At 42.1% G+C, this 591-nt stretch carries 2 tRNA genes and 1 rRNA gene; all 3 read left to right on the top strand.

Features of this window, described 5'->3' with window-relative positions:
• Positions 1–107, top strand: a 16S ribosomal RNA gene (locus HYQ40_11265); the annotation flags it as partial.
• A gap of 98 nt (positions 108–205) precedes the next feature.
• Positions 206–279 (top strand) — tRNA-Ile (locus tag HYQ40_11260).
• 77 nt (positions 280–356) lie between these two features.
• A tRNA-Ala gene (locus HYQ40_11255) sits at positions 357–429 on the top strand.
• The last annotated feature ends 162 nt before the right edge of the window (positions 430–591 follow it).

Below are 591 nucleotides of genomic sequence, written 5' to 3'. Positions count from 1 at the left end.
ACCATTTATGGAGGGAGCCGTCGAAGGTGGGATAGATGATTGGGGTGAAGTCGTAACAAGGTAGCCGTATCGGAAGGTGCGGCTGGATCACCTCCTTTCTAAGGAGACATGGAACCTGTTACAGCATAAAGTGGTTTATCTTTGTTCAGTTTTGAGTGAGCTTTAATAATTTCAAGCCTCTAGGGTTTGAGGATTATATAACTCCGGGCCTGTAGCTCAGCTGGTTAGAGCGCACCCCTGATAAGGGTGAGGTCGGTGGTTCGAGTCCACTCAGGCCCATTGCTGAAAGATTGTTATTTTATTAATAAAAACAGTTGACAGCAAACAAAAAACATTGTAATATATATTTCCAGTACGGGGGATTAGCTCAGCTGGGAGAGCGCCTGCCTTGCACGCAGGAGGTCAGCGGTTCGATCCCGCTATCCTCCATCACTACTGACATATCATATGTTATGTAGTTGATGTAGATCATTGAAAACTGAATATCAACACCTAATATAATCCGTCGATGCGACAGATTGTATTAGAACAATTTTCTTAAATGAAGATATAATTTTACCAAAAATTAAATCAAGACCAAAGAATTGACCG

The organism is Aerococcaceae bacterium DSM 111021, from assembly GCA_020112395.1.
Lineage (GTDB): Bacteria > Bacillota > Bacilli > Lactobacillales > Aerococcaceae > Ruoffia.
The sequence above is the reverse complement of the archived record's forward strand: the minus strand, read 5'-3'. Positions and strand labels throughout refer to the sequence as shown.